Source organism: Paeniglutamicibacter cryotolerans, from assembly GCF_014190875.1.
GTDB classification, from domain to species: domain Bacteria; phylum Actinomycetota; class Actinomycetes; order Actinomycetales; family Micrococcaceae; genus Paeniglutamicibacter; species Paeniglutamicibacter cryotolerans.
This window is the reverse complement of the sequence record NZ_JACHVS010000005.1, coordinates 85,914-109,616: the sequence shown is the minus strand read 5'-3', so window position 1 is coordinate 109,616 and position 23,703 is coordinate 85,914. Positions and strand designations below refer to the sequence as shown.

Here is a 23,703-nt window from a genome sequence, read left to right as displayed (position 1 = left end):
GGCGTATGAAGCTGCCGGGATGGTCAGGCTTGGGTATCGCGGTAGGGTGTCTGCTGCGGAACGCTACCCAGGCAAAGCCTCTAAACCATCATTGTGCTTTAAGCTGCTCCGACTCTGGACCCGCTGGCGGGACTCAGGCTCCGGTACCCGTAATGCCCGTAGGGGGCACCAGGACCTATCTGCACTCTGAAGTCCCTCAGCATCGATGGGCTCTTCATCATTCGTTCGAATTCGGGGGTAGTCCTGCGAGTTTTTCAATGATTGCCAGTCCGGCAGGGGTCCCGGGCCAGTGTTGACGTAACGCGGCTGGTCCGGCGGAACGGATCACCGCGCGAAGCGTCATCGCCAGAATGATGAGGTCATCAGCATGACCGATGACGGGCAAGAAGTCCGGGACGAGATCCAGCGGGAAGAGTAAGTAGACCAGCAGCATGATGAGTTTTATGCGGACGCTTCCGGGCACCGACTTATCGGCGGCCATGCGCCGAATCACCCGCAGCACATCCGGTAGCAGGCGTAAGGCCTCTTTCAGGCTTATTGTCTCTGGGTGGTGTCGGACATAGATCCAGAGAGTAAACAGCAACACCAAATACATGGCAATCAGCCCGGCAAGGAATCCCAGCAACGTCTCCCACCAGTTCAAAGTTCTAGCTCTCCGTTTCGGGAAAGCTTGAATCTGAAATCACGCTCTTGGAGAAGCGAGACGATCAAGGGGAAGCGGTGGCCTTTGAGGTGCAGGCTCATCGCGATACTTACAGCGGTGGCCCCGGCGATGCCGCAGATGATGTCCGTCATGGTGTCTTCCAAATTGCCGTTCTGGGCGCGGGTGCCTAGAAGATGCTCGCTACTGAACTCAGCGATCTCCCACATTGCGGCAATGAAACCGCCGGTGGCGAGGATGCCGCCCACCAGCAGGACCGGTGGAAGACCAATATTCTGCCGTCTGCTGATGACTCCCAGAGCGAATATCGTGGCGTATCCGACCAAAAGCCCGGAGGATGTGTGTACAACTTTGTCCCAGCGCTCCCAGCGCTCCCAGCGCTCCCAACGCCCATAGAACCCTAGTTGGGCCCCGGCGAACGGTCCGGCAAGCAGGAACGAAAGGTAAAATCCATGCACCCACGCTGGGAATCGGCTTGTGGCTCCAGGCTCGACCAGCACGGGAACCGTCGCTGCAACAAGCAGAAGCGCCGGAATGGTGGCAGCACTCCAAGATTGCCTCACGGCAGTTGAGCCCATGACCACAACAAATAGCACTTCCACCGGGATCAGCATCCATACCCCCCGGGCTGGTTAGAAAAGGCTGGGTGGTGGTCCGATTTATCAGTGTCCACGATTCGGATGCTCCCGTCATGGGTACCCCTCTCGTCGGTGTTCCTCTGGACACCGTGGCAGATATTTACGGCCGTGCGCTGTCTCGGCCCTTGCCTTCGATATGCGGACCGTGATTATTCCGGGAACCCTTTCAACGGCTCAGGGCCAGCGGCTGGTTCTGCGAAGAACAGTCTCATGTATCGGCGTAAAATCCTACGCGTGAGAGCTCACTACTACCTGGCCGGCTCATTCCCGGGGTACTTCCAGTTCCTGGGTCACTTGTCCCGGTTCCGGGGCATCTCGCTGCGATGTTGAGTGGACGGCGGCATAAACCCGTTCGGCGTGCTGCTCCAGCACGATCACACAGGCTTGCAACCGTTCCTCGGCGGCTTTTGCCTCGGGCAGCTCCAGGACATCACGTTTCTTCAAATCCCGATACCAGCCCCGTAACCGGTCCAGGCTCTGTTCTTCTTCCTCCAGCTCGGCGAACGTGAACTTCTTCTTGGCTACTTCCCGGGCGGTCTCGTCCTCGAACTTGCCGCAATTGGCCAGGAACTCGGTCCATTCATCAACCCGCACCGCTTGGAAAGCGCCCACGATGACGGCCCTGGACTCTTCATCGCGCGGTGAGGCATCAATGATGGCAAACGTGCCACCTCCGTTGCTGCACAGCTCCCTGGCGCATTCGAGTTCCGCTTGAAACCCCAGGCCCGCAGGCAGGGCCCAAACCCCGGCGGAGAGGGGGCACGGCGCCTGTCTTACGCAGTTGCCGCCAGACGGCGACCCGGTACCTGGAGGGTTCGGAGGGGATTTGCAGAAGGACGAGGACCCACTCAACATTCTGTGTCACAATCAAAAGGTGTAACGGTCGTTACTTTGGCGAGCACGGCCTGATGGTACGGTCAGTCCGGGCACCCGGTACCGTTCATTTCGGCTAGGTGGTACCGCTCCGGAATGAAACATGGTCCGCTGAAGAAGCCGACGGCCCATCGGGTGCTGTCGGCTTCGACGGAGAGGTCCTTTCATGGCTGATTACGGCGCGATCATGGCGTTGGTGCTCGAACACAGAAGTTACAGTGCAATTGTCGAGACGGTGGGATGTTCACGCCGGGAGGTTTCCCTGGTGAAGAAGACCGTCCACGCCCACTCGATCACCGCAGCCCAGGCTGCGGGAATGAACCGGGAGCAGCTGGAGCGGCTGTTTCCCGATGGCAGGAAGAACGTCTCGGCCGGGTTCGCTCAACCAGATTTCCCCGGGATCGTCAGATCGATGAAATCCAACCGGCACTACACGTTGCAGCAGGCCTGGCACCGCTACCTCCAGTTGAGGTGGGGCCCACGTGCTGAGCAGAGACGATGCCCGCGGGGCTTGGTCCCCACAGATGGACGAACTTTTCCAGTCCTCGTATTCAATGGGATGTTGCTAAACCCGCTGGGGTCCGATGGTATTTTTCGATACGGGTACCGGGCAGCTGATGAGCCTTAGGGGCAATGCCGTTCGGTTAAGGATCAGGGGTCCGCTGTCAAGATCTGCGTACTGAGTGTCGCGGCGTAGGTTCTCCGGTCGAGGTTCCGTTCCTTGGCCCGGTATTTGGAAATCGCCCGTTTAACCCACCCGCACCCGCGTGCGTCTTCGCTTCGCGGGCAGTGGTTCAGCCAGGACCGCTGCCCCGATGTGCCCCACCCAGTCAACGGTGGCCCCGGCCAGGATTCCTTGGGCATGGATGACCTGGTCACGAGCGGTTCTCAAGGCGATGCTGAAAGACAAGCGGTGGGGATCAGCCAAGGAATCCTGCAGTGTCACATCACTGATTGCGGTGCGCAGCACCTGGTAGCAAACCAGCAACGCCCACGTTTCCTGGGCAACGGCTCCGGGGTGCCGCCCGCGCAGCACCCGCCCGCCCAGGATCTGTGATTCCAGTTCGCAATACGCAGTTTCAATCTTCCACCGCCGGTGGTAGAGCCGCACCAGCGCCTCGGCCGGGGCCTGGCGTGGGTCAAGGATCGTGGTGACCAAACGGTAGCCGCTCTCCCGGGTCGCGGCCCGGGTGGTGAGTGTCAAGACCGCGTCAACGACCCGCACCGGCTGCCCCGCAACGCATATAGGAGGTCCTACGCCAGGTGTGGCGGCGTAAGACCTCCTATTCAGGGGGCGGCTCCCCGGTGGGATGGCCGTGCCTAGCGGTTACTGCCCGGTGACGTCCTTGGCCGCGTCCTTTAGATGTTCGCCTGCCTGCTTGGCCTTGGCCGAAGCCTGATCCTTGGCACCATCGGCCTGCAGCTTCTCGTTGTCGCTCGCCTGGCCGGCCTTTTCCTTCACTTTGCCAGCGGCTTCCTGCGCTTTGTTGCCCATCTTGTCTCCGAGACCCATGATGTTCTCCTTCGATTGTTTACCGTTTATTCGATTGTTTACCGTTTAAATGATTCCCAGATCAGGCCGCGGTTCCCGCAGATAAGCAGATAATGAGTCTCCTATCAGCTGGCAAACGCCTTAAGACCACTGTCCGCAGAGGCTGCCGAGCCTGTAGTACTAGCCAAACACCGCCATTCCACGGGGACAAGGCTCACGGCCCAATATTTCGACTTTGCTGACCATTACGACATTTTCTATTGGGTTTTTCACAACAGTCTCTGTGTCCGAAACAGATGTTTCCGGGTGCGGTCGACCGGGAGGGTTGTGTGGTGGAACACGTGGTGGTTGGCTTTGGTTCAGGCCGCCGGACCGGCGAAGGGTCAAGGCTTTCACGAGACCCCGGATGCTAAGCAGATAGGGAGCGGAATCAGGATGGCTTGGGGTTCAGAAGCACCATCAGTGCGAGCAACCAACGACAGATTTGCGCGCACCGCCTCGCCCCGGATTTCATCCACTCGGGCCAAAGAGCATCACCGTTCCTCGCCCGGACAGGAGAGCCGAACCGCTCACTCCGGGCACAAAGCCACCGGCCCGGTGAGGGGCGGCCGTCGAACCCACCCCGGATACCGCATGGTCCAGCGGATCCCCACAAACAAATAGATCATCGGTTAAACGATCAGAGGGAAGCTCATGACCAACGAATTTACACCTGATCCACCAAAGGCCCGCCACGAGCCTGACCCCTTGGACCCCACGGTCCCGCTCCCAGACGGCAGTGGCCAAGCACGTCCTGTTTCACAGGTCGCTGAGCCTTCCGTCCTGCCGCCGGTTTCTCAGGTGGCTGCGCCTTCCGCCTTGCCACCGGTTTCACAGGTCGCTGAGCCTCCTGGCCTTCTGCGGGTCTCGCCAATTCCGGGACATGGCACTGAGGACCCTCAGGATCTTCACGTGCGACCGCAACCAACCTCCGGCGTTTCGGCCCTTTCCTCCGACTCCGGTGATTCGGGAACAATGCCGGACGTCAAGGCTGAAGCCAGCGAGCTGGGCAGGCAGGGGCTTGACGCAGCGCGGCAAGTGGCGGGAACGGCTCAGGAGCAAGCCGGGAACGTGACCGAAGAAGTAAAACACCAGGCCACCGACCTCTTGAATGAGCTCAGCACCGATTTACGCGAGCAGGCAGGTATCCAGCAGGAGAAGATTGCTCAGAACCTGCGCCTTATCAGCAACGAACTCCAAGCCATGGTCGAGTCTTCCGGTAATCAGGGAACCGCGGTTTCGCTGGTGAGGCAGGCCGCCCATCGCACAGGTGACGCTGCAGAATGGCTCACGGATCGTGACCCCGGATCGCTCCTTGAAGAGGTCAAGAGCTATGCTCGGCAACGACCAGGGGCCTTTTTGGCCATCGCTGCCGGTGCTGGGCTTCTGGTGGGCAGGTTTGCTCGCGGGGTGGCCGGTGCCGCAGCGGATGATTCCCACGGCGGAGCATCTACTCAACGCACCTCCACTCCCGAAAGGGATGAGAGCTCGTCGGTAGGACCCGAAACGCCGGCCCCGCGTTATCCTGACAGTGGTCTGGGAAGTAGTCCGGAGGTTAGCACCGGTGGCGTTGGGGGGATCGGAGGAATTCCCGGGCTTGACCTTGATCCTTCGCGGAAAGCCGGTCCGGGACGGGGGTCCTTGGACTCATGACCGAATATCAAGGCACCAGGGACCCAGATCCCGGCCCATCAACGGCAGAAGCGCGAGCGGCCAACAGCAGCTTGGGCGAGCTTTTCGGGGACCTGACCCGAAATGTCTCGACCCTGATGCGTCAGGAACTGGAACTGGCCAAGGCCGAACTCAAAGAGACGGCGTCCTCGGCCGGTAAAGGGGCGGGCATGTATGCCGGCGCTGGGCTGGCCGCACACTTTGTCTTGCTTTTCCTTTCGCTTGGCTCCATGTTCGGGTTGGCTCTGTGGGTCGGCTACGGATGGGCTGCGGTCATCGTTGCCGTGATTTGGGCGGTAATCGGGGCCGTGCTGGCACTGGTGGCCCGGCGCGAAATGCATTCGGTCAAGGGCCTACCCCAAACTGCGGACACCCTGAAGAAAATTCCACCCACGTTCAAGCCAAATGAGGAAACGCCATGAGCCAAACGCCAGATGAAATTCGTTCGGATATCGAACGTACCCGCGGTCATCTGGGTGCCGATGTGGACGCATTGGCCGATAAGGTCAGCCCCGCAAGCATCGCCCACCGCCAGAGCACCAGGGTCCGCCAGTCGTTGCGCGGAGTCAAGGACGCTGTCATGGGCAGTGCCCAGGATGCGGGTTCAACCACCCGTTCTGCCGCTCACGACTTAGGGAGCTCCGTCCAGGAGGCACCGGATCGGCTGACGGCACGGACGAAGGGCAACCCGGTCGCAGCAGGCCTCATTGCGTTCGGAGTCGGTCTTTTGGTTTCTTCCTTGATTCCGCCCAGTGAGAAGGAGAAGGATCTGGCCTCCTCGTTGGTGGAACGCGCCGAACCACTGACCAGTGAAATCTCCGATGCCGCGCGAGAAATAGTCGAACAGCTCAAAGAGCCGGTCGAGCACGCCGTCCAATCCGTACGGGAAACGGCCGTGGGGTCGGTGGAGACCATCAAATCCGAGACGATCGATGCCGCCACCGACATCAAGAAACAGGGCCAGACGGCGAGGGACCACCTCACACAGTAGTGTCGGAACTATCGGTGCAACTTGAGTTCTCATGGTCGTTGCAACACCCGGATCACGGGGAGTTGCAACGACCGTGTGCCGCGCCCACCGACAAAACCAGGATCCATGAGGGAATCATCCGGGCGCAGGGCCTGATGCCAACGGGACCGGGCTAGGTTCCTCCAGGACGTACACCCCACCGGCACTACACGTTGCAGCAGGCCTGGCACCGCTACCTCCAGTTGAGGTGGGGCCCACGTGCTGAGCAGAGACGATGCCCGCGGGGCTTGGTCCCCACAGATGGACGAACTTTTCCAGTCCTCGTATTCAATGGGATGTTGCTAAACCCGCTGGGGTCCGATGGTATTTTTCGATACGGGTACCGGGCAGCTGATGAGCCTTAGGGGCAATGCCGTTCGGTTAAGGATCAGGGGTCCGCTGTCAAGATCTGCGTACTGAGTGTCGCGGCGTAGGTTCTCCGGTCGAGGTTCCGTTCCTTGGCCCGGTATTTGGAAATCGCCCGTTTAACCCACCCGCACCCGCGTGCGTCTTCGCTTCGCGGGCAGTGGTTCAGCCAGGACCGCTGCCCCGATGTGCCCCACCCAGTCAACGGTGGCCCCGGCCAGGATTCCTTGGGCATGGATGACCTGGTCACGAGCGGTTCTCAAGGCGATGCTGAAAGACAAGCGGTGGGGATCAGCCAAGGAATCCTGCAGTGTCACATCACTGATTGCGGTGCGCAGCACCTGGTAGCAAACCAGCAACGCCCACGTTTCCTGGGCAACGGCTCCGGGGTGCCGCCCGCGCAGCACCCGCCCGCCCAGGATCTGTGATTCCAGTTCGCAATACGCAGTTTCAATCTTCCACCGCCGGTGGTAGAGCCGCACCAGCGCCTCGGCCGGGGCCTGGCGTGGGTCAAGGATCGTGGTGACCAAACGGTAGCCGCTCTCCCGGGTCGCGGCCCGGGTGGTGAGTGTCAAGACCGCGTCAACGACCCGCACCGGCTGCCCCGCAGCCTTGGAGAGGTAGGAGCCGTCGGGCAGGCGTTCCAGGACCGGCAATATCATGGCGTTGGCCCCGGTCTTGGCACGGAAGAGGAAAACCGCCCCCGTGTGGGCGACCGCGGCGAAGAACCTGTAGGTGGCGAAGTTCCGGTCCCCGAGCAACACCATGCCCGGGCGCAGGCACGAGGTGAGTTGGTGGACGTAGGTCAGCTCTCCCACGGCATCGGTGCCGAAGGCCGCCTCGATGAGCATGCGGGTTCCCGCGGTGAGGACCGCGACCAACCGGATCATCGGATACCCGGCTTCCCCGTTGGGTCCGCCGCGGGGTTTGGGGTAGGAGGCCCGGTTGGCGTCGGTGTCGGGCACGGCAATTTGGGTGCCGTCGATGGCCAGGACCAGGCGGCCGGCTAAGCGGGTTTCATGCTTCTGCTTACTGACCGCCGGTCCCTTGAGCAGGGTGAACAACTCGCGTAGCGCGGCCGGGCCCACGCGGTGCATGGCCTGGCTCAATGCCGAGGCTGCCGGGATTTTCCCCGGCACTGAGAGCCCCGAAACCAGGCGGGAGTAGACCTGTTTCCAGCACTGGTCGGCGAACAACGCCCCGGCGAGCAGCAAGTAAACCACCACCCGGGATGGAAGCCTACGTATTCGGTGTTCCTTGCCGCCCGCCGCTTCCAGTGCGGCGTCAACCATCTCGAACGGGGCCACACCGGTGAGTTCCCCGAGGTTACCGGGGGCGAATACCCCCGGGGCGTGATTGATGGCAGCATCGAACATGGTGGCTCCCGTGCGGGTGGATCAGTCTTGGAGGACCGAAGTACTCAAACAGGAGCCACACTTATTTCTGCTCGGCGACGCGCCGACTTGACGACGGTTTCAGATTCTTAACGGAACGGCATTGGGGTTTGCGGAGGAGTCCCGGGCAACGGCAGAGCATGGTGCAACCAAGCAGCGGCTTCTTTGAGAGCGGTGCTGACAGCCTCCGGAGATGTTGATCCGCAGCGAAGCCCCCACGCGAGGGATCGCGCAGCAACTACCGACCCCGCCCAGGTGCGAAAGGCCTTAGTGGTGAAGCCGGGCCCGGTGATTTCCGCGAGGGGTATCCATTGATATCGGTGTCAGATACCGGCTTCCCTTGCCTTTTCCGCTCAGAAGACACGCAGTAGCAGATCGCCGGCCCAGAACGAGGGATCGGGGGATGGAGAAGAAGTAGTCTTCCAGCAGCAGATCGGTGAGCCGGATGTTCCAGGTGCCGGCTGATTTCCTTCCGAAACGTCAGGCGGATCACCCGGCTTCCCTGCGGAGGTGTCGGCGTTGGAGGGTCGATGCGTTGAAGGAACCGTTATGCTCTTCGTAGGACGCGCCGCCCACCCTCAGCCCGACCCGCTCCATCAGCCGGACCGCCGCAGCCATGGCCAGTCTGCGCCCGTCGTCCTGTTGGCGCAGGTCCCAGGTCACGGCTCACCGGATCGTCGGGAGCCGAGTAGCGAAAGCCAGCCAACGGGTGAATTTCTCGCTGTCAACGGACTTCTGGCCAGTGTTGGTGGTAGATGTCGTGCGTGCATTCAGCAGCGTCGACCCCTGTCACCAGGATGTGAGCGTTGGTATGCGCAGCGATCCCGGTATCTGTCCAGGCCGGGTGTATGGAGAGGGACCGAATCCGCTGAAGGATTTATTGCGAGCCGATGCGCCTGCCGTTGGCCGAGATATAGGTGAACCCCGTTCCGGCGACCCGACGTGAGATGCTCCCGATCCGTGGTTTCCACGTGTTGACGCTTCACGGTTACCTGCTCAACCTTTTTTAGAACATGTCAGCACCCAGAGGCACCAATTTCTTCGGAGAGACCTCCTTGCTGTCCGCTTTGCCTGCCGCATCCTGCCTCCCTTTCGGGCTGCTATCTGGGAAACGACCGGGTTAACAGTCATGTCCCAGGTCCCGGCACCGCCTTTGAGCGTTGAACTGGTCAGGGTCGCGTGAAGGTGCTTGGGATGCGTGCCACACGATCCATGTTTCATCCTCGCCCTCGAGCCGGGCATTCACCCGGGTCATGGAGAGCCGGGGATCAGGCACTCACCTCGGTGGCGGCATCGGCAAGTACCCGGTCGAAGCCTCCCTCGGCGAAGCTGCGACGCTGGCGGATGGCACCGTTGCCCTCGCTCTTGATCCGGGCCAAGCCCGCTTCCACTAGTTCCCGATCGCCATTGTCCTCTAGGGCTCTCACGACGTATTCCAGTAGGGAAGAGACGCGATGGTCCGTGCTGACCGTGCCGCCGCCGGATCTGGGATCAAGCTGATTGCCCGTCATGCCGTGTTTGGCGCCCTGCCAATAGGCCAGGTCCAGGGCCTCCGGGGCGGGAATAGAGGGATCTTCGGGACGGTGAAGGGCCGTATCGACCAAGGCTCGAGCCAGCAGTGCGATCAAGAGGGAATCCTCTGGTCGCATCTGGGCATCGACCATCCGTATTTCCACGGTCGGGTAGCGCCCGGACAGGCGTGCGGCCCATCCGATGTGTCCGGCGTCCAGAACCACGTCCGAAGATAACATGAAGGCGAGCCGCCGATGGTAATCAGCCGCATCCAGGAAATGCGGTTGGATGCCCTGCACCGACCACTTTCGGTACTGGATGCTGCGCCAGGAGGCAAAACCCGAATCACCACCCCTCCAGAATGGCGAATTGGCACCCAGAGCCGAGAGGACCGGCAGCCAGGGTCGCAGTGAGTTCAACACGTGCACCCCGGTATCGGCATCGGGAATCGAAACATGGATGTGCAGCCCGCCGACATACTGTTCGGCGCCGATGCCCGGCAGGAACGCATTGATATTGCGGTACCGTTCCTGATCAGTGATGACCGCGCTGCCTACCGGAATCAGTGGCGGGGTTCCCACCCCCACCGGCAGGAGATTCAGCTCACGAGCCGTCCTGGCCAGCTCCTTGCGGTATCCGCGCAACGAAGCCAGAGCCTCAGCGGCTTCCACACAGACCGGTGTGGCACTTTCCACCTGACAGGCCAAGAACTCCGCGGTGGTGTTGCTACCGCCGCCTTCGACCCCATATAAAATCCGGGCTGTTTCGGCATCTGGCAGGATAGGCATGCTAGTACCCGGATCGATCAGGAAGAACTCTTCTTCAATGCCAAAGGTCCGCATCACGTGACCTTTACATTGTGGGCGGACGGATACGAAAAGGAACCGTGGTGCCGCGCAACGGGGATGGCCCGGTGGGGGGCATAGGTCACAGGGCGGCTGGGGATGCTTCGGTGCCGGTGGCCGGACCCTGCTCGGTGGCCCCGCCCTCGCCGCTCCAGTCATGCCCGGTTTCATCCGAGAGCGAGGGGTCCGAAACATGGTCCCGGGAGGTGGCTTCGGTTTTCATCTTCTGGGCGTCAGCCGAGGGTGAAGGCGTTGCAGTGGACGTATTTTGATTCGCGGAATGATCCATGGTGTTCTCCTGATCAGGGCTGTGGTTGATGGTGTGATTCGCGCCCGGGGTGGTGGGGACCTTGGGAGAGGCTACCTCGGAGCCCGCGGTGGGCTTGATCATCTTGTGGGAGCCGTCGCATAAAGGTTTGAGCCCGGATCCTCCGCAACGGCACAATGCGATGGTTCCGCGGTGTGTGGGTACCGGAAGCCCTTCGCCGTCGAGGAGCTCAAAATTTCCCCTGACCAGCAGGGGGCCATGTGGGCACACGGTGATGCTGGCCCCGCCCGATGCGCTCATGCCGCCACTTTCGAGGCCAGGCGCAGCGAACTGGTGCCAGCCTTCCATGCGTCGAGTTGCCAACGTCCGACCAAGGCATCGAGGAAGCGGACCGTTGCCGCACCGAAGAATACATTAGAGGCCACGGTGGGGTCTTGCTCGATCAGAGCGCCGGCCATGTCCCTGGCCGCAATCTGCTCGTGGACCGCGTCGGCCTCTACATGCTCGTCGAAATAGTCGGTGACCGGGGACGTGAAACCGAGTCGACGCAATCCGCGGGCGTATTTGGCGTTGGGGATCGAAGAGGTGATCTCATAGGCGGCCAAGTGCCCACAGATGGCTCCGCGGTGCCGACGATGCAAGCCGAAGAGCGACATCACATTCACTGAGCAGAGGGTGATGGCTGGTACGGAGTCGATATAGGCGCCGAACTCCGGATCGAGTCCCAGCCCCTGCATGGTGTGGGCAAAGAGTTCCGAGTGCATCTTGCCCGGAATTCCGCCACCATATTCATCGGTTTGGATTTCCACCATGGCTGACTTTGCTCGACCCCGGAGCCGGGGAATGGCCCACGTGTGCGGGTCGGCTTCCTTGAGTTGATAGACCGATTTGTGGATCAGAAATTCGCGGGTCTGCTCCTCGGTAGCGTGACGGGACACGTAGGAGGAGACCGAGGGCCCACCATCCCCGGCCATGAGCCCGAAGAGTGCCTCGGCGACAGCACCTGCGCCTGGTTCCGGACGCGGTAGTGTCCCGATACCGCCGTACAATCGGTTCTCCAAAGCCTCCTCAAGGCGTGCGCGCAATCCCAAAAGCGGCGGATGCCATTCCCACCAGTCGATGAGTGAGCTAAAGCCCGAGTAATGCAGCTCGTAGAGGATGAACAGCGAAATCTGCAGATCCTCATCGAAAAGAATGTCAGCGGTGCCGAGCAATGCTGCTGCGGCCTGCTCCTCCAAAGCTTCCATGGCCAAGGGTAGGTCGTTGCGCAGGAGGCTTTCCCGCAAGACTTCGCTGAGCGGGCCGCGGGCCGCGGGGAGGTCTTTCATTGGGTTGCTCCTCAAGAGATGTGGGTTGAACGGGAATGAAGCGACAGGTGCCTTTTCCCGGTGTTCGCAAAGCCGGGTCCGGAGCGCATCAGCCCTCTGGCGGAAGCAGTGGGGAAAGGTAGTGGAAACCGCAGTCGCAGCGCAGGATTTGTCCGACCTCTATATCGGTTGGGGCGGTGCCTTCCGCTGGACCCTGCTGCATGGGCCGTCCACAATGGGTATACACCGGGGCTTCGTAAGCTGAAGCGATTAACCACGGCTGTGTGGGCGGGATCCGCGTGGCGTGTCCGTAAAAGGAACCGCACTTGCCGCACCAGTAGGTGACGTCCCATCGTGTCGGGTGCTCTGCGCCAGCATCGATGGAAGCGGTAGCACTCTCAAAGACCAAGAAATCCGAACTGTGGCATGTGTAACAGGTTGGGGTGTCATCGGGTGGGCTGATCGGGGAACTGTGGAATTGATGGCTTTCTCTGTGTTCGCGTCCCGGCCCCGCTGGGGGTTCGGTAGTTGTATGGGGCACGGTGAATGCTCCTTTTCGAAGTGTTCCCCTGTGTATATGATTCATCTTTACACCGGTCCTCCTGCTGAGCAATGCTTGGAACAGTGCGCCCGAGACAATGCTGTACTGGATGGATTCGACGTTGGGAAAATGTCGATAACGAGGATGAATCGGGGGACCATGAACCAAACCGGGATGCGGGTGAAGGATGCGATCGGGTCCAGCCGGATCACGATGAACCAAGCCGCCTTGGCGCGGGCGGTGGGGATGGGAAGCGATGCGCTCAGCCGGTCACTAAGTGGTCAACGCAAATTCAGTGCCGCAGAGCTGGCGCGCCTCGCTGCGATACTAGGTGTCTCCCTTCCCTGGCTGATCACCGGTATCGGAGATCCATCCTACGAATCCGGGAAAACTGCTGAACAGCGCGAGGAAAGCCGAGACCGGATCGCCGAAACGGTGGCCTTTCCCGCTGCGGCGTATCGCGAAATCGGGCTCGAGACTCCTCCGTTGCCGGTGTTCGCCCCGGAGACCTCTCCGGAGGACGCGGCAGATTCAGTCGCGGCCCTGTTATCGGAACGATTCGGTCAACCGTTCATTCACGACCTCCCGGCGGCCATCGAAGCCGCCTACGGACTGGGAGTCTTTATCGTGGCCGAGGGGCCTGCTTTCGACGCCCGTTCGATGAACAGCGGATCAGTTTCCTACATCGTGGTTCGGGGGACCGGTGCCTGGTTCCAGGGGAACCTTGTCTTGGCGCGGGAGTTGGGATACCTGCTCTGCGGAAGTGCGGTTGCCATCGGTCGGCGCCGCCCGAGCCTGACCACCTGGGCTGACTACTTCGCCTTCGCCCTGTTATTGCCGGTCGAACGAATGCGCGGCATGGATTGGAACCGGCAAACACCCAATGAATTAGCCCGTTTCCTGTGGGAAAGTGGGATCTCGGCCAAGGCACTAGCCGCGCGCCTGAACTCCCTGGGGATACGCCCCGGCCCGGCCTTGGTTCATGCGGACGAAGGAACGCTGCAACTCTTGGCACATCAGGTCCCCGATTGCCTCAGCCGGCCCCGTGCCCGAGCATACCGATCACCGCGCATTCCGCAATCCTTGCTCGAGGAACACCTCAAGGCCCTGCGAGACGGGCAGGTAGACGGCTCATCACTGGCCTGGATGCTCGACACCCCGCTGGCCGAACTGTGAACCATCCCAAGCGGGGCCCAGCTGCCGACGGGACGGCCCACCGGACCCTTTTATGGATTAAATCAAGCCCCAAACTGTTCGAGTTGCCGGAATATTGAACGGGCAAGGAATCGTTTCAGGCATCGTTTGATCTCACGGTAGCTCAGCCCTTCCGAGGTCCGTCGTTCAACGTAGGCCTTGGTTTTCTCATCTCCCCTGATCCGGGCCTTGGCAATGATGTCCAAGGCCAGGTTCAGCTGCCGGTCGCCTCCGCGGTTAAGCCGGTGGCGCTTGGTGTTGCCGAAGGACGCTTGAAGCGGTGAGACGCCGGCCAGGGCTGCGAAGGCTGCTTCGGAACGCAGACGACCGAGGTGTGAGTATGCGGCCAGGATAATCCCCACCGTTATTGGTCCCATCCCAAATTGGTCCTGCAACCCCGGGGCCAGCAACACGTCAAGGTCAACCAACTCGACCTCTATTGCTTTCAAGCGGGACCGTCCGGCCCCAATGGCTTTGGCCAGATCGATGGCTTCGGCCCGGGCGACTCGCTGGTCAACGGTGTCACGTTCGCGCGCACGCCAACCACTGATTTCCCTGATCTGAGCCTCGATCAACGCGTGGCGGGCATCAACGCCCAAATCAATCTGCCGCACCAAAGCGTTCAAGGCATTACGGTTCGCGGTGCGCTGGCGATCCACCCGGCGCCGGGCGGTCAAGAGCACGCCGATGGCGGCCCGTTCCCCGTCCTGGCGGGGGTGAAGCAACGAATCGGTCTCTTGCCCCAGAACACTCATCGCGGCGGCGACCGCGTCAATTTGGTCGTTTTTCCCGACACCATGCCGATCCTTTTTCCTTGGCGGTTTCACCTCAACCACCCGTATCCCCTCAACGACGAGAGCGTGTCGGATGGAGGACCCGTAGGAGTTTGTTCCCTCGATGGCTGCCAGGATCTCACCGGTGGTATTCCTCTGGATCCAAGCGGTGGCCCTGTCCATTCCCGGCTTGGTGACGGGGAAGGCTTCGCAACATGAACGGGCTCTGGTGCTCGTGTTGATGATCGCGTAGGTGTGACTACTCCGTCACCGCATCTGTGAAAGGGAGCCTTTGATAGTTTCGCCCAAATTAGCTGCTTCTCGTTTTGGGTCCCGGTGCGTATCAGGCATCTGGAAGTCTGCCTCATTGAGATGGCCCCAGAAATTGTTCTTGTCTTTGATTCCGGCGGGGAAGCATAGAAAACATCGGTAGCCGCGCGGTCGAGAGGGCAGTCCCGAACGCGAAAGATAGCGATCGATGTCCGGCTCCCGAAATAAGTAGCTGGCATTAGTGATCGACGCAAAATGATAAGTTTACTCAATGATGACATATGGTGCCCAACACGATGACACCATTCTGGACGGTAGATACCGGGTGCTGGAGCGCATCGGAACCGGAGCCACCGCCACGGTGCACCGCGGTCGGGACGAATTCCTGGGACGAGACGTGGCAGTCAAGATCCTCACAAAACCAGGCGGTAGCGAGCAAAGTGCCGGTGCGGCTGCTGCTGAAGTGAAAATACTTGCAGGTCTGCAACATCATGCCTTGGTTATTCTCTTGGATGCCGGAATCGAACGTGCGCACCCCGATGAGCCGCATGTCTATCTGGTGATGGAGCTGATCAATGGGCCGGATTTAAAACAGCATTTGGCGCAAGGACCACTCAGTCATCGTCACACAGCACAGATTGGGCATGATCTCGCGGACGCTCTGGCTTATATCCATGGCAATGGCGTGATCCACCGCGACGTCAAACCAGGTAACGTCATGGTCTTTGACTACTACCAAGATGCCTCACGGATGCGCGCGAAGCTAACCGATTTCGGTATTGCCCTCATTTCAGGGCGGCAGGGGGGCGCCGAGGGCGGATTCTCGGGGACTGCGGCCTATCTGAGTCCTGAGCAGGCTCGCGCCGAAGCCGTTACTGCGGCCAGCGATGTGTACTCGCTTGGGCTGGTATTGCTGGAGTGCCTCACTGGCAAACGCGCGTTTCCTGGGGATCCACTACAGAGCGGGGTTGCCCGGCTCCTCCACGATCCAGCTATCCCTGAGGACTTGGATCAGGACTGGAAGAAACTCTTAGCCGCCATGACTGCTGGCATTCCGGAAGAACGGCCCAGCGCTTTGGAAGTGTCTTTGGCTTTGTTTGACCTAGCGTCTCAGGCAAGGGGGCGACGCAAAATCGATCCCTCTCTGATTTCAGATGACGAACCGGCACGCATGGCCGCGGTGGCTGAGTACGCAATTTTAGACACACCCCCCGATGGTGCCTTTGATACCATCACTGCCCTTGCAGCCCGAGTCTTCAACGTCCCGATAGCTATCGTCAGTATCGTTGACCACGACCGCATTTGGTTTAAGTCTCATCACGGGACTGAGGTTGAGGAAATCGACCGGGATCCGGGACTGTGTGCATCAGCTATTCTGCAGGGTGAGGTCTGGGTGGTGGAAAACGCAGCTGAAGACCCACGGACGCTTTCCAATCCCCTAGTGACAGGGGAGCTCGGACTTGGATTCTACGCCGGAGCCCCCTTGACGACTAAGGAGGGACACAACCTGGGAACCTTGTGCATACTCGACGTCAGTTCGCGGACGATGTCAGAGAGCGACACAGCCAACTTAAAGGACCTCGCGGGTTTGGTCATGCACGATCTGGACCTTCGACTTGAGAGTCGCAGATCGACACAGACCGGCGCGATCCTCGACTTGTCCCATGTCAAGAAGCTAGCCATGTAATTCTGTACAGCTCAGCTAACTACTTCACCGAACAGGAGTCCCCAATTCAACTCTCGGGGTTAGTCTCTGTTGATGAGTTGATTGTGGAGCACATTGGGCTGCCTCGTGTGTGCCGCAAGAGCAGCCCCGGTACCGGGGTGGGATTCCAGCCACGCTCCACATGTGGGCTGCCATTTTGCTTCAAGCGCTGGTTCTGGTGGGCTCTTGCATCTAGTGGGGAGGTTCACGGATAAAGCCTCACCGGATGGCCCCGGCGGAGCTGGATGCGGTTTCACGACATTCAGCTTCAGATCCATCCAGGGGCGAACCTTCGCATGTCCTTGACCGGCGGATCAGCATCTTGCAGGCTAGGTGCGTGGGTCGGTAGTCGTTTGACCAACGGCACCACACACGAAGGAATACCGGCCCGGCCCGGCCGCCGCAGGGTCACACCACGGAGAAAAAGGCCTTCGGGCGCATCCGCCCTTCCCCGGGGCCCTCAAACCGGACCAGTGGGTTCTGGCGCGCAGCGCCAGGGCCCACCTCCGACCCTGGCTATCCGGCACCCTGGGCCCGGAACGCATGCAACTTGAGCAGGTTATGCCCTGCCGCCAACAACTTCCACTCCGCCTGCGCGTTCTGAAGTCCGCGCAACAACAAGTGCTTACCCTGACGGGTTTTGATCTGCCCGAACACCGGTTCCACGATGACCTTCCGGCGCGAGTAGATCTTCTTGCCGGGCTTGGTCTTCAGCTTCCGGGCCATCCGCTCACCCAAGGTGGCGTTGGCCGGGATCCGGCCCCGCGGGGACTCCGGGATCGGGGTGGAGTGCTTCACCCGGGCGGTGGAGATGAAGAACCCGGTCCCATGCTCCGCCTCCATCCGCCCCGCCTCCACCAGGTTCGCCTTCGAGCAGTACCCGGCATCGGCGCTCAACGTTTTGGGCATCATGCCCAGGTTTTCCTGGACCCGCTCGACCATGGGGACCAGCTGTCCGTAATCGTTGGCCCCTTGGCCCAACTCGGCGGCAACAATGACCTGATGCCCGGCGTCCACCACCGCCTGCGCGTTATAGCAATAGTGATAGGACCCGTCGGCGGTCTTCATGATCCGCGCTTGGGGATCCGTGAAATTCCGTTGCGCCGTGGGCCTCGGTTCCGATTCCCGGGCCGCGGTGTCACCGGCACCGGTGATCTCATCATCGTCATCCCCGCGCTTGGCGGCCTTCTCTTCGGCTTCTACCCGTGCCTTGTCCGCGGCCTCCTGCTCCAAGGAAGCCCGTGCGGCGGCCATGGCCTTGGACCGGGCCTGCCGGTTGGCCAGTTCCACCGGCAGCTCGTCCCCGCGCTTACCGGGACCGAACTTCGCGTCCTCGGACTCGTCCACGGTCTTGGCCTCCGCCATCAGATCGCTGATCTCCTGGGCCAGGACCTTCTGCTTTTCGGTCAGCCGCGCGTAGGACATCGCCTTGTGCCGAGAGGCGTTGGCCCGCAGCTTCGTTCCGTCCAGCGCGACCATCCCGAGTTTGACCATGCCCGCGGCCCGGCAGAGTTCTAGCGCCTGCAGGAACACGTTGGCCAAGGCGGCCAGGTGGCGTTGGCGGAAGCGGCCGATGGATCGGAAATCCGGGGCCTGTTGGGCGGCCAGCCAGCGCAACGCCACCACGTCCGTGCATGCGCGCTCCAGCTGGCGGGAGGAGCGGACCCCGGTGCAGTAGCCGTAGAGCACGATGCGCAGCATCAGCCGTGGGTCGTACGGCGGCTGGCCCTTGGCCTTTTTGTGGGAGGCGTAGAACCGGGTCAGGTCCAGCTCGTTCTCGACCAGTTCGGCGATGAACCGGGCCAGGTGCCCCTCGGGCAGCCACTCCTCCAGGGAGGGTGGCACCAGCATCACCGCATCGGGTTCAAAGGCCCTGAACCGCTTCCGCTCCCCGCCGTTGGCATCCATCAGCCCGTCATCAACGGGCTCGAGGCGCTCCACCAGGGATGCGTCGAACAAGCCGTCCTGCGGGATGGAAGAAGAAGGGGAGTTCATACCCCTCATTCTTCCAGCGACCCCTTTGCGGCCCTGGTTAATTCCTCGGCGTTTTAAGAATCATTTGAGCCCGGCACCCGACTACCGACCCACGCACCTAGGGCAAGAGCCCGGATGATCAACGGATCGTCATAGGAGGCCCAAGTTGACCTCTCGGAGCCCCCTGTGTCATGGCGCGAGTGCTACTTCTTTTCGGCCAATTTTTGGGTCCAACGCTTAGTGACAGCCTGAATGACGGCAGCGCTTGCACCGGAAACGATAGCAAAACTGAGCACCTTGCCGATGGTGGCCCGTTGTTGAATTTCCGGGTTGGCTGGCGAGGGAGGCTTCTCACCCGTGGCCCCCCTCCATATGGCACTGATAATTTTCGTACCGATCAGTCCAGCCACAACCGAAGTGACAGTTCCCAGTACCTTGATGAGTGTTTTCATTGTTCTTCCTTATCTTGAGATTTAACCTCTGATGGACAATTCCTTGAATATCCGCGCGGCGAATTCTAGGGGTCGATGCAACACCGGTGGTTACGTGGTGACCAGTAAATCACGTAGACGCTCGGCCGGGGTGTCCCAATCCAGCGTTTTACGTGGCCGGCTGTTGAGTTCCTGGGCGACATGCTCCAGATCCTCCAGCCCATAAACACCTAAATCGGTGCTCTTGGGGAAGTACTGACGCAGCAGCCCGTTGGTGTTCTCATTGGACCCGCGCTGCCAGGGACTATGTGGATCGCAGAAGTAGACATCCATGTCGGTCGCGACGCTGAAAGCCAGGTGTTTGGCCATCTCCGACCCCTGATCCCACGTCAGCGAACCACGCAAGTGTTCGGGCAGGGTGAGCATTGCTTCGATGAGCCCGTCACGCACCGATGCGGCCGTGTGATCCACCGGTAGATGTATCAGCATCACGTAGCGGGTGGTGCGTTCCACCAGGGTCCCGATCGCCGAGCCACTGTGCGCCCCGATGATCAGGTCCCCTTCCCAATGCCCGGGCACGGCACGGTCCTCAACCTCTGCCGGGCGCTCAGAAATATTGACCATTGGATCCCGGAAACGCTCCGTACGCTCCCGGGGATTCTTGTGCTTTTTGCGTCGGGTGCGCCCGGTACGCAGGGCCGATTTCACCTCCAGGCTTAGCCCACCACGGGCCTGAAGATAGAGGGCCTGATAGATCGTTTCGTGGCTCACGCGCATAGAGGGGTCATCGGGGAACTCCTTGATCAACAAGTTCGAAATCTGCTCCGGGGACCAGTGCTTACGTAGCTTGGCAAGCACGTAATCACGCAGTTCTCCCGGCGCTGCCAGCTTACTGGGCTTGGGCCGCTGGCGCTGGGCGGTGGAGGTTCGCTGGGCGGTGTAGGGGCGGTATCCCAACACAGGGTGGGAGTTGCGCTTGATCTCCCGGCCAATCGAGCTGGGGCTACGCCCCAGCTCCCGGGCGATGGCCCGCTGCGAGGCACCGGCTTGGAGCATGTCCCGAATCGTTTCGCGCTCGGGCAGCGACAGGTAGCGGGTACTGATCGTGGCTTCGAGGACCTCCAATGGAATCTCGGGGATCAGCGCAGGTTCCAGGTTCCCGGGGTCGAGGCTGGCCGGTGAATCGGGCACCCGAACCCCTAAAACGGGCAAGCAGGTTTCGAGCGCAGGTGTTTCGCAGACGAGTGTGGTCACCTCCTGTTTATACGCGTCTGATGAAAGGTTTGGGGTATCAAGACGATCTATGACCGGCATCAGTGCCTGTTCCCAGCGGGCTGCATTCTTCCGCTCTGCGCCCGTGGCGGCTACGGCTGTCTTCTGGGGCATGCCCTCACGGCGTAGTGCCAAGTATTGATCGCGTTGACCCGAGAGCCGGGGGATGTTGCGGATCCCGGCGGCCCTGGCCCAACTGGCGCCTTGGCTGGGTTCCACGCCCACCTCCCGGGCGGCGACGGTGACGCTTCCCACGCGCGCCAGTGCGGTGAGGAACCCCTCGCGCAAGGGTTTGAGTTCCTGTTCTCTGGCGCTCAGGGCGCGCTGGGGCCTGCGGGTGACCGCCTTGATGGAATAGGCCCAGTTGAATGCAGTTTGGACGTTGATCCCCAGCTGCCGTGCAGCATCGGCGACGTTGTTCAGGCGGTCGTGCAGGACGAAGAACTCCTCGCGCTGCGCGGGGGTGTATTCCTGTCCCGGGGGCTGGGCAGTGGTGCGGGACCACATGGTGCAAGTGGCACGGTTGAAGCCCAGTTCCCGGGCTGCGGCCGCGATGGTGCCCAGACGGTCCAGCGCCTCGAAGAACGCGGTCTTATCTTGGGGTGTGTGGCGCCGGTTGGAGCGCTTAGCCGGGGCCGGGGGTGTGGAGGCTGTTTTTCCCCTTAAGGAAGCATTATTTGATGGTGAGGGTGCGGTGTTCATCGTTGTTGCATCTCCCGAGGGATTCGGGGGTGTTGCAACGATCACTAGAACTCAAGGTATCAGGGAAAATTGAACTTGCGACAGTAGCAACATTCCTGAAATGAAGGACATCTCGTAGATGCAAGTTTCCCACAATCCCTCCGCCGTGTCAGTTTCCTTCGACGAACCAAACCTCGTGTCCACCGCCGGGTTGCTGCCGGCCATGGTCCTGGCCCGGGACTCAGGCCTGCATGAACTGACTGACCAATGGCTCAGCGTGCCCACCGACAAAGGTGCCAACCCCGGGTTAAAGATTGCTTCCCTCGTGGCCGGGATGGTGGCCGGCGCCGACTCCATTGACGATATGGCCCTGTTGCGGCACGGAGCCATGAAAAAGGTCTTCACCGCCTGCTATGCCCCCTCCACCCTGGGGTCCTTCCTGCGCTCCTTCACCTTCGGGCACGTACGCCAGCTCGATGCCGTGGCCTCCAGGTTCCTAGTGAGCCTGAACCGCAAGGCCCCACTGCTGGGTGATGTTGCCGCTGATGACTACGTTTACCTCGACGTCGATGACACCATCATCGAGGTCCACGGCTACCAGAAGCAGGGCTCGGGCTACGGATATTCCGGGGTGCGCGGGCTCAACGCCTTGCTGGCCACAGCATCCACGAAGGACGCGGTGCCGTTCATTGCCGCCCAACGCCTGCGCAAGGGCGCAGCCAACTCCGCCCGCGGAGCCAAGAAGTTCGTCACCGAGGCACTGGGCACGCTCACACGTTGCCAACCCGGATCGAAGGTGTTGTGCCGTTTCGACTCCGCCTACTACGGCCACGGGCCGGTATCGGCGGCCTTGAAGGCGGGCGCGCAGGTCTCGGTGACGGTGCGCATGGACCCGGCCGTGAAGCGGGCGATCGCCACGATCCCGGAGGATGCCTGGGAGACCATCCACTACACCGATGCGATCCTTGAGGAATCCACCGGGGTTTTGGTCTCCAGCGCCGAGGTCGCCGAAACCGGCTTCACCGCGTTCACCTCCCGCAAGAAAGCCGAACGGGTTCCCGGGCGCCTGGTGGTGCGCCGGATCCCGGAACTGAACCCGAAGAAGGCCGCCGGGCAAGGCACCCTCTTTGACAGCCACCGTTTCCACGCGTTCTTCACCACCGTGGACCACGGGGTCCTGGACACCGTCGCGGCGGACAAGGCCCACCGCCAACACGCGGTCATCGAGCAGGTCAACGCAGATTTGAAGGACAGCGCACTGGCCCATATGCCCTCCGGGCACTTCGGCGCCAATAGTGCCTGGCTGGTGGCCGCGGCCATCGCCTACAACCTCACCCGCGCCACCGGAATCCTGGCCGGCGGCACCTTCGCCAAGGCCAGGAGCGCAACGGTCCGGCGCAAGCTCATCCAGGTTCCGGCGCGCATCGCGCGCAGTGCCAGGAAAACCGGTTCTCCTGACGTGAGTGTGGGTCCCGTTATCTCTTGTACGGGAGCCTGACTTCCACCGGTCCGCAGGCGAGCATGATCAACGCCAACGCGGCCTCGGGACTGTGGAATCCGTAGGAGCGGCGGGTCATGGTGCGGATCTTATTGTTCAGGCCCTCGTGCTTCCCATTGGACAGCCCGCGGGTCACCGCGGCATGGACCCCGTCGATGTGCCCGCGCAGGGTTGCCCCGGCCTTCATGAACGGCCCCAACCCGCTGGTGGTGGCCGCATCGCACCAGGACTGGATCATCGCCATCACCACCTCAGGTTCCAGGTCCCCGGCAAAGACCTCGCGCAGGGACTCCTTGAGCAGATATCCCTCCCAGAGTGTCCCGCCGTCCTCACGCAGCTGTTCCAAGGTTTCTTGTTGCGTGGGGGTGAGAGTTCCGGGGTTTTTCAGCAGGGCGTAGCGGTTGCCCTGATACTTCTTCGCAAACGCCTGATCCGGCAGGGACCGGGCACGCTGCCAGTGGGCCCGGCGTACGGTTTCCAGGGCCTTGGTGCCAAGCTGGACCACATGGAACGGGTCGATGCAGATGGCAGCGTTCGGTGCGTTGGCCTTCACTGACTTGATGAACGCGGCCCCCATGTCCATGCTTACCGCCTGAATGTTCGCGGTATTTTCGGGGCCGATCTCGGAGAAGAACTTATCCAACGTCGCGGCGTTCTTCCCGGCTGATCCCCAGAGGATGGTGGAGGTTTCATGGTCCGAAACCAGGGTGAGGTAGTTGTGGTGCTTACGCCAGGAGATTTCATCCACGCCCAGGTTCACCAGGTTCCCGAAGCGGGAGGCATCGAGCTGGTCCGCGACCACGCGTTCGCAGATCGCCCCCACGGTGCGCCAGGCAATCCGGGTGAAAGCGGAGACGCTGGACTTGTCCATACGGGTCACCAGCCAAGCGACCAGGTCCTCGAAGTCACGGGTGAACCGGGAGCCATGGCGAGCGAAGGGCACGGCCTGAACCACGACTCCGTGGGCGGGGCAGCGTAGGCGCCGGCGCAGCATCTTCAGGATCATTGGTGTTCCGGCGGTGTCCAGGTGCCGCCAAGAGGATGCGTTCCAGCGGGTGTCATAGCTGGCGGTGGTGCTGAAGGGGCAGTGCGGACAGGAAAGTTTCGTGCGGGCGGTGAGTTTGACGGTGGCGGTGACCGGTCCGTGGCCGGGGTAATCCACGGCGGTGACCGTGGCGCCGGTGAATGTGAAGACGCGGTTCAGTAGAGTGGAAGCTCGCATGGGTGACTCCGTGTAGGTCTGTTGGTGTGAGAACTTCCAAACCTACCGGGGTTGCCCATGCTTTTTC

The 23,703-nt window shown here is 61.3% G+C and carries 22 protein-coding genes and 3 pseudogenes; 6 read left to right on the top strand and 19 right to left on the bottom strand.

Going from position 1 to position 23,703, the window contains the following annotated elements; all coding sequences use genetic code 11:
* Nucleotides 1-217 precede the first annotated feature (217 nt).
* The 3 genes from E9229_RS18600 to E9229_RS19925 all read right to left on the bottom strand — a co-directional run bounded on the left by E9229_RS18600 (nucleotide 218) and on the right by E9229_RS19925 (nucleotide 2,154).
* Entirely contained in the window at nucleotides 218-643 is a 426-nt protein-coding gene (locus E9229_RS18600; RefSeq protein WP_246380972.1) for a YkvA family protein, read from the bottom strand.
* Nucleotides 640-1,275: a hypothetical protein gene (locus tag E9229_RS18595; protein ID WP_183513272.1), complete on the bottom strand. Its 636-nt coding sequence runs from the start codon at nucleotides 1,273-1,275 to the stop codon at nucleotides 640-642. The genes E9229_RS18600 and E9229_RS18595 overlap by 4 nt, the downstream gene beginning before the upstream one ends.
* A 285-nt stretch (nucleotides 1,276-1,560) precedes the next feature.
* Nucleotides 1,561-2,154 carry a Chromate resistance protein ChrB gene (locus tag E9229_RS19925; protein ID WP_312855759.1) on the bottom strand — a complete coding sequence of 198 codons (594 nt, stop codon included), beginning with the start codon at nucleotides 2,152-2,154 and terminating at the stop codon, nucleotides 1,561-1,563.
* A 184-nt stretch (nucleotides 2,155-2,338) separates the two neighbouring features.
* On the opposite strand from E9229_RS19925, the gene E9229_RS18585 reads away from it, so the two are divergent.
* Nucleotides 2,339-2,800: a hypothetical protein gene (locus tag E9229_RS18585; protein WP_183513271.1), complete on the top strand. Its 462-nt coding sequence runs from the start codon at nucleotides 2,339-2,341 to the stop codon at nucleotides 2,798-2,800.
* Between the two features lie 120 nt (nucleotides 2,801-2,920).
* On the opposite strand, the gene E9229_RS18580 is transcribed toward E9229_RS18585, so the two are convergent.
* From E9229_RS18580 to E9229_RS18570, 3 genes are all read right to left on the bottom strand, one after another.
* A complete protein-coding gene (locus E9229_RS18580) occupies nucleotides 2,921-3,376 on the bottom strand; it encodes a transposase (RefSeq protein ID WP_183513270.1) in 456 nt (151 codons plus the stop codon).
* A gap of 123 nt (nucleotides 3,377-3,499) precedes the next feature.
* Complete coding sequence (locus E9229_RS18575; RefSeq protein WP_183513267.1) at nucleotides 3,500-3,685, bottom strand: CsbD family protein; 186 nt, start codon at nucleotides 3,683-3,685, stop codon at nucleotides 3,500-3,502.
* A 1,146-nt stretch (nucleotides 3,686-4,831) separates the two neighbouring features.
* Nucleotides 4,832-5,143 (bottom strand): hypothetical protein, encoded by a 312-nt coding sequence (locus E9229_RS18570; protein WP_183513266.1) that lies wholly within the window; start codon nucleotides 5,141-5,143, stop codon nucleotides 4,832-4,834.
* A 209-nt stretch (nucleotides 5,144-5,352) separates the two neighbouring features.
* Here E9229_RS18570 and E9229_RS18565 point away from each other — a divergent pair, with 209 nt between their 5' ends.
* Entirely contained in the window at nucleotides 5,353-5,796 is a 444-nt protein-coding gene (locus E9229_RS18565) for a phage holin family protein (protein WP_183513265.1), read from the top strand.
* A complete protein-coding gene (locus tag E9229_RS18560) occupies nucleotides 5,793-6,365 on the top strand; it encodes a DUF3618 domain-containing protein (protein ID WP_183513263.1) in 573 nt (190 codons plus the stop codon). Before E9229_RS18565 ends, E9229_RS18560 begins: the two co-directional genes overlap by 4 nt.
* Nucleotides 6,366-6,868: 503 nt before the next feature.
* Here the strand turns inward: E9229_RS18560 and E9229_RS18555 are convergent.
* The 7 genes and pseudogenes from E9229_RS18555 to E9229_RS18535 form a co-directional block, all read right to left on the bottom strand.
* Nucleotides 6,869-8,125, bottom strand: a complete 1,257-nt coding sequence (locus E9229_RS18555; protein WP_221184794.1) for an IS4 family transposase — start codon at nucleotides 8,123-8,125, stop codon at nucleotides 6,869-6,871.
* 507 nt (nucleotides 8,126-8,632) lie between these two features.
* Nucleotides 8,633-8,806, bottom strand: coding sequence for a hypothetical protein (locus tag E9229_RS18550; protein WP_183513262.1), 174 nt, complete (start codon nucleotides 8,804-8,806; stop codon nucleotides 8,633-8,635).
* 61 nt (nucleotides 8,807-8,867) lie between these two features.
* Nucleotides 8,868-9,008: a hypothetical protein gene (locus E9229_RS20155; RefSeq protein ID WP_407671404.1), complete on the bottom strand. Its 141-nt coding sequence runs from the start codon at nucleotides 9,006-9,008 to the stop codon at nucleotides 8,868-8,870.
* 403 nt (nucleotides 9,009-9,411) lie between these two features.
* Nucleotides 9,412-10,497 (bottom strand): carboxylate-amine ligase, encoded by a 1,086-nt coding sequence (locus E9229_RS18545; RefSeq protein WP_281369661.1) that lies wholly within the window; start codon nucleotides 10,495-10,497, stop codon nucleotides 9,412-9,414.
* 85 nt (nucleotides 10,498-10,582) lie between these two features.
* Nucleotides 10,583-10,789, bottom strand: coding sequence for a hypothetical protein (locus E9229_RS19115; protein ID WP_221184805.1), 207 nt, complete (start codon nucleotides 10,787-10,789; stop codon nucleotides 10,583-10,585).
* Between the two features lie 114 nt (nucleotides 10,790-10,903).
* Nucleotides 10,904-11,068 (bottom strand): annotated as a pseudogene (locus E9229_RS19110) (CDGSH iron-sulfur domain-containing protein); the annotation flags it as partial.
* On the bottom strand, nucleotides 11,065-12,096 hold the full coding sequence (locus tag E9229_RS18535) for an iron-containing redox enzyme family protein (RefSeq protein ID WP_183513258.1): 1,032 nt from the start codon (nucleotides 12,094-12,096) through the stop codon (nucleotides 11,065-11,067). The pseudogene E9229_RS19110 and the gene E9229_RS18535, both read right to left, overlap by 4 nt.
* A gap of 679 nt (nucleotides 12,097-12,775) precedes the next feature.
* Here E9229_RS18535 and E9229_RS18530 point away from each other — a divergent pair.
* The gene (locus E9229_RS18530) at nucleotides 12,776-13,792 is read left to right on the top strand and encodes a helix-turn-helix domain-containing protein (RefSeq protein ID WP_183513257.1); all 1,017 of its coding nucleotides are present in this window, start codon (nucleotides 12,776-12,778) and stop codon (nucleotides 13,790-13,792) included.
* Between the two features lie 62 nt (nucleotides 13,793-13,854).
* Here the strand turns inward: E9229_RS18530 and E9229_RS18525 are convergent.
* Both E9229_RS18525 and E9229_RS20150 read right to left on the bottom strand, forming a co-directional pair.
* A pseudogene (locus E9229_RS18525) lies at nucleotides 13,855-14,844 on the bottom strand (transposase); the annotation flags it as partial.
* Nucleotides 14,845-14,850: 6 nt separating this feature from the next.
* Nucleotides 14,851-15,063, bottom strand: a complete 213-nt coding sequence (locus tag E9229_RS20150) for a DUF5956 family protein (RefSeq protein ID WP_407671402.1) — start codon at nucleotides 15,061-15,063, stop codon at nucleotides 14,851-14,853.
* Between the two features lie 61 nt (nucleotides 15,064-15,124).
* Here E9229_RS20150 and E9229_RS18520 point away from each other — a divergent pair, with 61 nt between their 5' ends.
* Nucleotides 15,125-16,540, top strand: a complete 1,416-nt coding sequence (locus E9229_RS18520; RefSeq protein WP_246380970.1) for a protein kinase domain-containing protein — start codon at nucleotides 15,125-15,127, stop codon at nucleotides 16,538-16,540.
* A 534-nt stretch (nucleotides 16,541-17,074) separates the two neighbouring features.
* On the opposite strand, the gene E9229_RS18515 is transcribed toward E9229_RS18520, so the two are convergent.
* The 3 genes from E9229_RS18515 to E9229_RS18505 form a co-directional block, all read right to left on the bottom strand.
* The gene (locus E9229_RS18515) at nucleotides 17,075-18,466 is read right to left on the bottom strand and encodes an IS1182 family transposase (protein ID WP_246380981.1); all 1,392 of its coding nucleotides are present in this window, start codon (nucleotides 18,464-18,466) and stop codon (nucleotides 17,075-17,077) included.
* Between the two features lie 269 nt (nucleotides 18,467-18,735).
* Nucleotides 18,736-18,984: a DUF4235 domain-containing protein gene (locus E9229_RS18510; RefSeq protein ID WP_183513254.1), complete on the bottom strand. Its 249-nt coding sequence runs from the start codon at nucleotides 18,982-18,984 to the stop codon at nucleotides 18,736-18,738.
* A gap of 90 nt (nucleotides 18,985-19,074) precedes the next feature.
* Nucleotides 19,075-20,349 carry an IS30 family transposase gene (locus tag E9229_RS18505; protein WP_456152395.1) on the bottom strand — a complete coding sequence of 425 codons (1,275 nt, stop codon included), beginning with the start codon at nucleotides 20,347-20,349 and terminating at the stop codon, nucleotides 19,075-19,077.
* Nucleotides 20,350-21,055: 706 nt separating this feature from the next.
* Here E9229_RS18505 and E9229_RS18500 point away from each other — a divergent pair.
* Nucleotides 21,056-22,360: pseudogene (locus tag E9229_RS18500) on the top strand (IS1380 family transposase); the annotation flags it as partial.
* Between the two features lie 31 nt (nucleotides 22,361-22,391).
* On the opposite strand, the gene E9229_RS18495 reads toward E9229_RS18500, so the two are convergent.
* On the bottom strand, nucleotides 22,392-23,636 hold the full coding sequence (locus E9229_RS18495) for an ISL3 family transposase (RefSeq protein WP_183513251.1): 1,245 nt from the start codon (nucleotides 23,634-23,636) through the stop codon (nucleotides 22,392-22,394).
* Nucleotides 23,637-23,703 lie beyond the last annotated feature (67 nt).

Bases quoted from the DNA above. Each gene is read 5' to 3' on its own strand.
- E9229_RS18535 (WP_183513258.1), bottom strand. From the start codon at position 12,096: ATGAAAGACCTCCCCGCGGCCCGCGGCCCGCTCAGCGAAGTCTTGCGG.
- E9229_RS18510 (WP_183513254.1), bottom strand. From the start codon at position 18,984: ATGAAAACACTCATCAAGGTACTGGGAACTGTCACTTCGGTTGTGGCT.
- E9229_RS18515 (WP_246380981.1), bottom strand. From the start codon at position 18,466: ATGGATGCCAACGGCGGGGAGCGGAAGCGGTTCAGGGCCTTTGAACCC.
- E9229_RS18565 (WP_183513265.1), top strand. From the start codon at position 5,353: ATGACCGAATATCAAGGCACCAGGGACCCAGATCCCGGCCCATCAACG.
- E9229_RS18495 (WP_183513251.1), bottom strand. From the start codon at position 23,636: ATGCGAGCTTCCACTCTACTGAACCGCGTCTTCACATTCACCGGCGCC.
- E9229_RS18585 (WP_183513271.1), top strand. From the start codon at position 2,339: ATGGCTGATTACGGCGCGATCATGGCGTTGGTGCTCGAACACAGAAGT.
- E9229_RS18555 (WP_221184794.1), bottom strand. From the start codon at position 8,125: ATGTTCGATGCTGCCATCAATCACGCCCCGGGGGTATTCGCCCCCGGT.
- E9229_RS19115 (WP_221184805.1), bottom strand. From the start codon at position 10,789: ATGGATCATTCCGCGAATCAAAATACGTCCACTGCAACGCCTTCACCC.
- E9229_RS18530 (WP_183513257.1), top strand. From the start codon at position 12,776: ATGAACCAAACCGGGATGCGGGTGAAGGATGCGATCGGGTCCAGCCGG.
- E9229_RS19925 (WP_312855759.1), bottom strand. From the start codon at position 2,154: ATGTTGAGTGGGTCCTCGTCCTTCTGCAAATCCCCTCCGAACCCTCCA.
- E9229_RS18505 (WP_456152395.1), bottom strand. From the start codon at position 20,349: ATGCCCCAGAAGACAGCCGTAGCCGCCACGGGCGCAGAGCGGAAGAAT.
- E9229_RS18545 (WP_281369661.1), bottom strand. From the start codon at position 10,497: ATGCGGACCTTTGGCATTGAAGAAGAGTTCTTCCTGATCGATCCGGGT.
- E9229_RS18520 (WP_246380970.1), top strand. From the start codon at position 15,125: ATGATGACATATGGTGCCCAACACGATGACACCATTCTGGACGGTAGA.
- E9229_RS18595 (WP_183513272.1), bottom strand. From the start codon at position 1,275: ATGCTGATCCCGGTGGAAGTGCTATTTGTTGTGGTCATGGGCTCAACT.
- E9229_RS18560 (WP_183513263.1), top strand. From the start codon at position 5,793: ATGAGCCAAACGCCAGATGAAATTCGTTCGGATATCGAACGTACCCGC.
- E9229_RS18575 (WP_183513267.1), bottom strand. From the start codon at position 3,685: ATGGGTCTCGGAGACAAGATGGGCAACAAAGCGCAGGAAGCCGCTGGC.